Here is an 8,377-nt window from a genome sequence, read left to right as displayed (position 1 = left end):
GTTGCGAGTCAGCTACTCTAGTAACGTTGCTTAGTCTTATTCTTATTAGCATCAAATTAGCGGTTTACTTGGTTTTTCACTTCTGTTGCATTTAATATTGCAATTGAGGAAAAAAACTTTCCAGTGAGATTCACATCTTACTTTGTATTAATTTTAAGTACTTATTTTATTGATTGTTCAGATGCTGCCACGTAAACAAGGAATTACTCCCCATCCCTAGCTTATTCTCCGTCTCTTTGAGATAATAGTTCACCATTGCTAACACTTATTTTCTCAGCGCTAACACTAGCAGCAGTTGTAGTGGCTAGAACTACACTTAGCAAAACACTCATAAAGATTTTTTCTGATCTTTTCATCTGATTTCCTCCTCGTAAAATATATTTTTGTTACTAAACCAAATTTTAGCATATATAAATATTTTTGGGTATTGGGAAAATTCTGTTTAATAATGTTTAGTATTAGAGAGTGTCTAATTCAGCCCATTCTAATTCATATTCTGAAATTCTTAATTCGGGACGTATAATTTGTTCCTCTTTTGCCTTAACTAAGCTATCACGTTTGTCTGGAAGGAGATTTTTATCATTGGATAGCAATTCTATTTCATTTCTGTATCTAGCTATCCGAACTTTCTCATCATCAATTTTATTTTCAAGGCCGTGCTTTGTTTGTTTGCTCAACCTCACCAACTCCTCTCAGATTATTCCAATATCTTAACACTATTATCGATAAATGTACAGAATTTTCATTTAACTCACTACGGTTCCTTAATTGTGTTATATGGAATTAAAGAATTTTTCCAAGTAATAGTAATGTATAGAAATTGGATAAGGATACATACAATATTGATTTGGATGAGGAAGGGTCGCCTATTATGTTGCTTGTTGCGATCTATCGGCATCTGACAAACAAGGTGGGATTGTGCCCGGCGGAGCAGTTGCAATGTCGGGGTATGGGGATGGAGTGTAAGAAGTGTTTGTGAAGAATATTGCAGAGTCTGAAATTGTCGCAGTGAAGGTCGATTCTTGTGAAGAGGAAGATGAGAAGGAATAACTAACGATTTTACACGGTATAGCTTTAGAGTATGTACGATAATAAGTATTGAAAACGAACGACCGAATTATTATTCGGTTGTTTTTGTTGGGTTTTTTATGCTATTATGGCTTTTTACTGGTCCTGAATAAACTATTTTCAAAAGCTTAATATTGAAACAGATGAACGTTCAAATGCAAAAGCTGATTATGGAAAATACCAAACTAACGTTGAAGGTGTTTTTGCTGCTAGAGATATGAGAAAAGGCAAAGGTTAATCGTCTGGGCAATTAACGAAGGACGAGAAGCTGCAAGAGAGTGTGACAAATTCTTAATGGGTGCTACATAGTTACCTTAGGTTAAGAACGTTATTTTTAGTTGCTATTTAAAAATTAAGCGGATAAAAGGGGGAAATCAATCCCCCTTTTATCCGCTTTTTTCTTATTTTTCTTATTTTCTTGAAGTTTTTTTAACTTTTACTCTCCCAATTGTTCTGATCCTGTTCCATCTCAATTTGAATATCCTCTGACTTAATGTCTTTTGGATTTAATCCATTTCCCAATGAACCATATACTTTATTTAATCGTGGATCAACTAATTGATTATTCTCGAAATAAAGTCTTGGGGTCTTCCAAAGAGCAAGTAATGCTTCACTCATTTTCATTTCGTGATATCTATCGGGCCACATAATCTTTAACTGTTCTTTTACTAGTGGATAGTACTTAGAACTCATCGCAGGGAACAAGTGGTGCTCTGTATGATGAGAAAAGTTAAAATGTAACACATCTACCCATTTAGGTACTGTAACAGTTAAACTATTTGCCAATGGATCATTAACGGGAACAAGTGGGTTTAGGCGATGATTTGTTGAGATATATGCCATAACAATAAAATTTGCAATCAAAAGTGGTAGTAAAAAAGCAAAGAACCACTTTTCAAATCCCATCACAAACAATAAAGCAAACCACGTAGCCCAAGGCAGTAATATTTGCAACCAAGCTTCAGATTGCTTTTTAGGATTTAGATTCTTTACATATTCAAAAAACATTTTTGCAGAATGAGCAGAAAACTGAATTGTTAATGATGCAAAACTAAAAAAGGCACGGACCGGCAATGGTAAGCTGTAAATCGAACGAACATATTTCATTTTTGAAATTTTTTCTAAAGTTGGCCAAGCATCAGGGTCCTTATCGTCATCTTGAGTATGAATATGGTGAGTAAGGTTATGCCATTTTTTCCATAGCTTAGGTCCTGTGCTTAGTGGCCAAAAAGCTATAGCTCCAAGTAGTTCAGATAACCAAGGTTTTCTAACAACTGTTCCATGTAGGATTTCATGTCCTAAAAATCCTAGTGCGGCAAAACTTGCACCAATGATGAATGATAAAAGAATATTAACGACTAAATGTAAATCAAAAAGACCGATTGCTAAAAAACTGGCTATAACAACACTTAGATAAGCAAGTCCACCCCAAAGAAGAGTAGGAACTGGGTTAAAGGCTTCTTTTGGGAGTTGTTTTTTTACACGTGATGAATACCATCCTGATTTTTGGAAATCACTCATTATATTTCTCCGTTCTATAATAGAATTTTTAGGTTTGATCTTTAAGACAACAACTGTATCCTATCAATTTATACGCTTTCATGTCAATGCAAATTATTACCTGGTATTAACCGTGTTCTTGGTAGTATTGGTGCAAGTTTTGTCATTGGGATTCGAATGGTAGCTGAATGGTATCCACCTAAGGATGTAGGTTTTGCAGAAGGGATTTATGGTGGTTGGGGGAACTTTGGTTCAGCAGCTGCAGCAATGCCTTTACCGTGTGTTGGTTTAACGTTGTTTGGTGGAGATAATGGTTGGAGATTTGCTTTGGCTTTAACTAGAGTATTTTGCCTAATCTATGGATTTATTTATTAATTCGCTGTAAAAGATACACCCGATGGAAAAACATTATTAAAACCAAAACGTACGGGTGCAATGGAAGTTAGTAGCTGGGGAGATATGGTTCAATTAATTTTATGGACAATTCCACTAGTCGGAGAGCTAGCCATCTGTGCATGAAGAATTGAAGGTATGGGCTTTATTTCAGAAATAACATTACAGATTATATGGGCTGTCATTGGAGTAGTTTTCATCTATCAAGTTACTAAAATACTACAAGTCAATATTCCTATTTTGAAAAAAGGAGTTCCTGAAGATGATCGTTATATGTTTAAAATGTAGGAGCTTTAAATAGTACGTATTTTGCAAATTTTGGTGCAGAGCTTGCTATTGTATCTATGTTACCGATGTTCTTCAAATTAACATTTTCTTTAACACCTGCAACTGCAGGACTAATTCCGGTTATTTAAGTTGCAAAACGCCTTTTGATACGAGTATACGTGCATTGAATTTTTCATAGATTGCATATATTGGATAAGCAAATGTTAAGAACACGAGAGCAGTAGGTACTTTATCAATAAATGGCCAGACATCTGCAAACAAGTTTTGTAGCGTGACGCCTATGTAGATAAAAATAGGAGTTATGGCAACAGCGAGTACTAGGAGTAATGGTGTTACCTTAGTTTCTTTAAACTTTGCATTGCAGTGCAGACACTTCATAGTGAAGGGGTTTTTATATTCTTCAAAATTCCTTTCTGTGATGGAGTGACTGCAGTTTGGGCAGGGGAGGGATGTATGCATGGCTCTGATAATCTCCTTAATATAATAATGAATTTGATTTATTATACTAATAGATTGGCTAATAGAGGTAGTGACTTTTTGACTATGTAATGGGTTTTATTTCATTTGTAAATAAAGAAAGTAAATGCGTCCGAAATTGCATCTTCGGACGCTTAATTTTTAAATTAAACTAATACTTCTTTATTACCCAAAACGAACTTATCCAGACTGTGAATTAACAGAAATTTCTTACATATAAAAGCGAAATAGATTAAGATAATACTATAGATTACTAAGGGGGCATTTTATTGAATTTAACTCAATTTCCACGAAACCGTTACACGGATTTTCCTACACCAATTGAAAGAGCAACGCGTTTTTCTAATTCACTTAAAGGGCCGAATGTGTTCATTAAGCGAGATGATTTACTTGGTCTAACAGAGGGTGGGAATAAAACGAGAAAGTTAGAGTTTCTTATAGCTGATGCACAAGCAAAAGGCGCCGACACCATTATTACGGCTGGAGGGATTCAATCTAATCATTGTCGCTTAACTTTGGCTGCGTGTGTGAAGGAAAACTTAAAATGTATTCTGATATTAGAGGAAAATAAGGAAGCGCAATTTGATACTCAAACAAATGGTAATTTCCTTCTCTATCAGCTGTTGGGAACAGAATCTATTAAGATTGTCCCAAATGGAACGGATGTATATGAAGAAATGGAAAAGGCTGCAATTGAACTTAAAAAGGACGGCCAGAACTCCTATATAATACCAATTGGTGGTTCAAATGTGACTGGGATACTGGGGTACGCCTCATGTGCTGAAGAAATTGTCGAACAAGCGACAGCACTAGATGTGCAGTTCGACTATGTTGTGTGTACAAGCGGGAGTGGGGGCATGCACGCAGGCCTTATAGCTGGTTTCCATGGAATGGATTATAAAACAAAAGTCATTGGAATTAATATTAGCCGGGGGAAGGCACTGCAAGAGGAGACAGTGTATCGACTAACAATAGAAGCAGTAAATCATATTGGTTTAGATAAAACTATACCACGTGATGCGATAACTTGTTTTGCTGAATATGTTGGACCAGGTTATGCTTTGCCAACGAAAGAGATGGTAGAAGCGGTGAAGCTGGTTGCAAGAACGGAGGCTATATTACTAGACCCTGTATATACAGGGAAAGCGATGGCTGGACTCATTGATCTGATTCATAGAGATTTCTTTAAGGAGAGTGATAATATTTTATTTATCCATTCTGGTGGTACACCCGCTATATATGCCTATTCACCGATTTTTTACGAGATGGAGAAGTAGATTAAGTTAATTTTAGAAGATGAAAAGTAGTGCATAGACTGCTTGAATGTAGCGCTCTCTACTTTTTGTAGGGGCGTTTTCTGTGCGCTAAGAACTATTTTACGCTTGCGAGTTGTCTCAAGGTCATAGTGCTAGTTAGATAAAACATAGGATAAAAGAAGAAGATAAATAATAAGGAGGTTCTTCTATTTAGTAGTAGTCCTGTTTTATCTGTAAGCAAAATTGACCAAGGAGAGGTGCTACGTAATGGAATTAGTTTATAATTCTTCATTGCTATGGTTTGTCATTGGCTATGGGATTCTTATGATTGTACTTGGTATTTTTTATTCGAAAAAAGTATCGACAAGTGACGATTTTATTCTTGCAGGAAAATCCTTAGGGCCTATTGTATTAATGGGTACTTTATTAGCTACTTGGGTTGGAAGTGGAACGGTAACAGGAGGACCGAACTCCTTAGCTTATTCATATGGTTTCTGGCCAGCATTATGGTATGTAATTCCGAGTGTTATAGGTATCGGAGTCATTTATTTAATTTCTTCAAAGATACGAAATTATGGAAAGTATACAGTGTCAGAAATACTAGAAATGAAGTATGGTGCAGGGGCAAGAGCTCTATCTGCATTAATTATCATTCTCGCATATGTTTTATCTTGGTATAAGAAAGTATATGTTTTTTCGAGTTATACTTTTAAACTTAGAGTTGTTATGTCTAGCTCCAAGCACCAGCCCGCACCTAAGCTTCAGGTCCTCATGCGAAAGCAGGCTTTCGATTCGGTTCTTCCAGCGCCGGCGTCGGGCTAGAAGGCGCTTTACGCTTTTCTTATGCATGTGTCAACAGGGATATCGATTGAAACAGGTACCATTATTGGAGCGGTTATCATTATTTTCCTGGCAACTATCGGTGGGTTAATGGCCGTAGCACCAACAGATGCTGTCAGTGCTTTTTTAATTTTAATTGGTTTGATTGTTGCAATTCCTTTCGTTCTATTAAAAGCGGGAGGCATTGATCAAGTTGTAGCGAATGTCCCTACTCAACATTTTGATTTATTGGGCAGTCTTACACCCATTCAATTATTGGGCTTTTATATTCCACTACTGTTTTTGCTATTAGGTGATCAAAATATGTACCAACGTATTTCGGCTTCAAAGAGTGAAAAGTCTATGATACAAGGTACGATTGGTTGGATAATCGGGATGTTGATTGCTACTCCAGCAGTTGCATTTTTAGCTGTTTTGGGAAGATCAATATATCCAGACATCGAACCAGGGATGGCGTTAATTGCGACAACACTAGTTATACCAACAGTCATTGGAGGATTATTAATTGCAGCTGTTACAGCTTTCATTGTGACTACGGGGAATTCCTATTTGTTATCGGCAGCGACTAATGTGACATATGACATCTACGGTAAATATATACGACCATTCTCAACTGATAAACAGAAGTTGGTCTTTACGCGAATATTAATCCCAATACTAGGTGTAATTGCATTCTCCTTAACTATGTTTTTTCCAACGGTTTTGTCCATTCAAATGTATTCATATACAGTGTATGGAGCAGGTATCACACCAGCGTTACTAGGGGTGTTTCTTTGGAACAGGGTTACTAATTCAGCAGGTCTGTCATCTATGGCTTCAGGAGTAATCGTCACTATGGTATGGGAATTATTCTTAAAAGAATCTAGTGGAATTCATAGCTCACTTATATCAATACCAGTAGCAATTGTTGTTCTCATAGTCGTGACATTATTAACTTCAAAAAAACAGTAAATCCTTAATACTAGGAGGAGAAATTTATGAATACAAAAAAACGAGTAGATAGATTAAGAGATATTATGCAAGAAAAACAAGTTGATTTAACAATTATTATGAATTTCGAAAATCAATACTATTTCAGTGGATTAAAGGCTATTACGTATTCAAGACCAATTGTGTTGGCAATCGATGCGGAGCAAATGAGTTTAATTATTCCTTCGCTAGAGGAAAGTCACGCGAAAGAAATGACGAATGCAGATCAACTTTTTGTCTATCATGAAACATTGATGCAAGATGGTAATGGTGGTTCACATCTCGAACATTTGCAGTCATTAATCTCTACTTATCCTTCAAATACACGAGTAGGTGTGGAATTCTCATCACTACCTGTTAAGATTGGAAATCTATTAAACGCTGCTGGGTTTGAATTGGTCGATCTTGATAAAAAAATTGTTGAGATGAGATACATTAAAGATCAAGAAGAAATAGAATTAATTACGGAATCAGGTAGATTAGTCAGCTTGGCTTTAAAAGAATCACTTAAGCGGGCCAAGCCCGGTGTAACAGAGATGGAAATGGATCAATATGGGAACCAAGCGTTGTTTTTTGAGATTGCAAAGAACCATCCAAACTCAACGGTCGACTTTTTTGCCATGTCACCATCTGGTTTAGAGCGAAGTATTATGCCACATGTATTTTCGAATACAAGAAAATTTGAAGAGAATGATATATGCATTCATAGTCGTCAAGTAGGCTTAAATGGCTATCGAGCAGAATGTGAACGTACTTTTTTTGTTGGACAACCAACAGTTAAGCAGATAGAAGCCTTTAAAATATCCTATGAAGCACAATCCGTAGCATTAGAAATTATTAAGGTAGGAATTACGGCAAGAGAAGTGAACGAAGCGGCTCGTCAAGTATTTAAAAAAGCTGGTGTTGAGGAATATAGTATTCACAGGACTGGTCATGGGATTGGAATTGGTTTACACGAAGAGCCTTCTCTACGATACGATAACGATTTAATCTTACAAGAAGGAATGGTGTTCTGTGTGGAGCCAGCCATTTATATTCCAGGTGTAGGAGGATTCCGTCATTCGGATACAGTTGTTTTGACAAATAAAGGGTCAAACTTAATCACGGAATATCCAAGTGGCTTAGAGGATTTAATTTTTAATTAATGTGGAGTACGGTAGGGTATGGTAGGGAATATATAGAAACTAACTTAAAGAAATAATAAGGAGCAGCCAAAATTTTATCTTTGGCTGCTTATTTTTTACAAAAAAAGATGTATATAAAGTGAGCCATGAATTCAGTAATCCCGGCATTTTAAGGAGTAGGTTCTAGTATAATACCGCTCATTTACGCTCCAGGCGGACGCTTTCCACGGGGCGGGCGGAGAGCCTCCTCGGTAGCTTTCGCTCCACTGCGGGGTCTCACCTGTCCCGCTAATCCCGTAGGAGTCGCCGCCTTCCGCTTCCATCAAGTAAATGTTTTCGAATTGATCATAAAAGAAAATACAATGTAAAAAGAAGGGAGTGCAGAAGGTCAATGGTACTATAAATAATAGAAAAATTCAGTGGTTTGCATCATGAAGAGACTGAAATTCTGGTATTTTGAGC

10 protein-coding genes and 1 pseudogene are annotated in these 8,377 nt (G+C 36.6%); 7 read left to right on the top strand and 4 right to left on the bottom strand.

The annotated features are described in order from the left end of the window. Nucleotides 1-221: 221 nt before the first annotated feature. Nucleotides 222-356: a hypothetical protein gene (locus B371_RS24255; protein ID WP_019412900.1), complete on the bottom strand. Its 135-nt coding sequence runs from the start codon at nucleotides 354-356 to the stop codon at nucleotides 222-224. 102 nt (nucleotides 357-458) lie between these two features. Continuing rightward, entirely contained in the window at nucleotides 459-677 is a 219-nt protein-coding gene (locus tag B371_RS0103345; RefSeq protein WP_019412899.1) for a hypothetical protein, read from the bottom strand. Nucleotides 678-1,189: 512 nt separating this feature from the next. Here B371_RS0103345 and B371_RS23940 point away from each other — a divergent pair. Next, nucleotides 1,190-1,377 (top strand): annotated as a pseudogene (locus B371_RS23940) (glutamate synthase); the annotation flags it as partial. Nucleotides 1,378-1,497: 120 nt separating this feature from the next. Here the strand turns inward: B371_RS23940 and B371_RS0103335 are convergent. Beyond that, nucleotides 1,498-2,589 carry an acyl-CoA desaturase gene (locus tag B371_RS0103335; RefSeq protein WP_019412898.1) on the bottom strand — a complete coding sequence of 364 codons (1,092 nt, stop codon included), beginning with the start codon at nucleotides 2,587-2,589 and terminating at the stop codon, nucleotides 1,498-1,500. A gap of 156 nt (nucleotides 2,590-2,745) precedes the next feature. Here B371_RS0103335 and B371_RS23935 point away from each other — a divergent pair, with 156 nt between their 5' ends. Together B371_RS23935 and B371_RS23930 are read left to right on the top strand one after the other, a co-directional pair. Next, entirely contained in the window at nucleotides 2,746-2,943 is a 198-nt protein-coding gene (locus tag B371_RS23935; protein ID WP_019412897.1) for a hypothetical protein, read from the top strand. 156 nt (nucleotides 2,944-3,099) lie between these two features. Then, a complete protein-coding gene (locus B371_RS23930; protein WP_019412896.1) occupies nucleotides 3,100-3,249 on the top strand; it encodes a hypothetical protein in 150 nt (49 codons plus the stop codon). A 120-nt stretch (nucleotides 3,250-3,369) separates the two neighbouring features. On the opposite strand, the gene B371_RS0103320 is transcribed toward B371_RS23930, so the two are convergent. Further along, nucleotides 3,370-3,708, bottom strand: coding sequence for a hypothetical protein (locus B371_RS0103320; protein WP_019412895.1), 339 nt, complete (start codon nucleotides 3,706-3,708; stop codon nucleotides 3,370-3,372). A 287-nt stretch (nucleotides 3,709-3,995) separates the two neighbouring features. Between B371_RS0103320 and B371_RS0103310 the strand changes: the two genes are divergently transcribed. The 4 genes from B371_RS0103310 (at nucleotide 3,996) to B371_RS0103300 (ending at nucleotide 7,936) form a co-directional block, all read left to right on the top strand. Further along, nucleotides 3,996-5,003, top strand: a complete 1,008-nt coding sequence (locus tag B371_RS0103310; protein ID WP_019412894.1) for a D-cysteine desulfhydrase — start codon at nucleotides 3,996-3,998, stop codon at nucleotides 5,001-5,003. A gap of 246 nt (nucleotides 5,004-5,249) precedes the next feature. Next, nucleotides 5,250-5,804 (top strand): hypothetical protein, encoded by a 555-nt coding sequence (locus tag B371_RS24390; RefSeq protein WP_019412893.1) that lies wholly within the window; start codon nucleotides 5,250-5,252, stop codon nucleotides 5,802-5,804. Between the two features lie 21 nt (nucleotides 5,805-5,825). Further along, complete coding sequence (locus B371_RS24385; RefSeq protein WP_019412892.1) at nucleotides 5,826-6,773, top strand: sodium:solute symporter family protein; 948 nt, start codon at nucleotides 5,826-5,828, stop codon at nucleotides 6,771-6,773. Nucleotides 6,774-6,799: 26 nt separating this feature from the next. After that, entirely contained in the window at nucleotides 6,800-7,936 is a 1,137-nt protein-coding gene (locus B371_RS0103300; RefSeq protein WP_019412891.1) for a Xaa-Pro peptidase family protein, read from the top strand. Nucleotides 7,937-8,377 lie beyond the last annotated feature (441 nt).

It is taken from the genome of Paenisporosarcina sp. TG20, assembly GCF_000286315.1.
Taxonomy (GTDB): domain Bacteria; phylum Bacillota; class Bacilli; order Bacillales_A; family Planococcaceae; genus Paenisporosarcina.
Note: the sequence above shows the minus strand (reverse complement) of the source record. Positions and strands in the feature narration are given on the sequence as shown.

Bases quoted from the DNA above. Each gene is read 5' to 3' on its own strand.
- B371_RS24255 (WP_019412900.1), bottom strand. From the start codon at position 356: ATGAAAAGATCAGAAAAAATCTTTATGAGTGTTTTGCTAAGTGTAGTT.
- B371_RS0103335 (WP_019412898.1), bottom strand. From the start codon at position 2,589: ATGAGTGATTTCCAAAAATCAGGATGGTATTCATCACGTGTAAAAAAA.
- B371_RS23935 (WP_019412897.1), top strand. From the start codon at position 2,746: ATGGTAGCTGAATGGTATCCACCTAAGGATGTAGGTTTTGCAGAAGGG.
- B371_RS23930 (WP_019412896.1), top strand. From the start codon at position 3,100: ATGGGCTTTATTTCAGAAATAACATTACAGATTATATGGGCTGTCATT.
- B371_RS0103320 (WP_019412895.1), bottom strand. From the start codon at position 3,708: ATGCATACATCCCTCCCCTGCCCAAACTGCAGTCACTCCATCACAGAA.
- B371_RS24390 (WP_019412893.1), top strand. From the start codon at position 5,250: ATGGAATTAGTTTATAATTCTTCATTGCTATGGTTTGTCATTGGCTAT.
- B371_RS24385 (WP_019412892.1), top strand. From the start codon at position 5,826: ATGCATGTGTCAACAGGGATATCGATTGAAACAGGTACCATTATTGGA.
- B371_RS0103300 (WP_019412891.1), top strand. From the start codon at position 6,800: ATGAATACAAAAAAACGAGTAGATAGATTAAGAGATATTATGCAAGAA.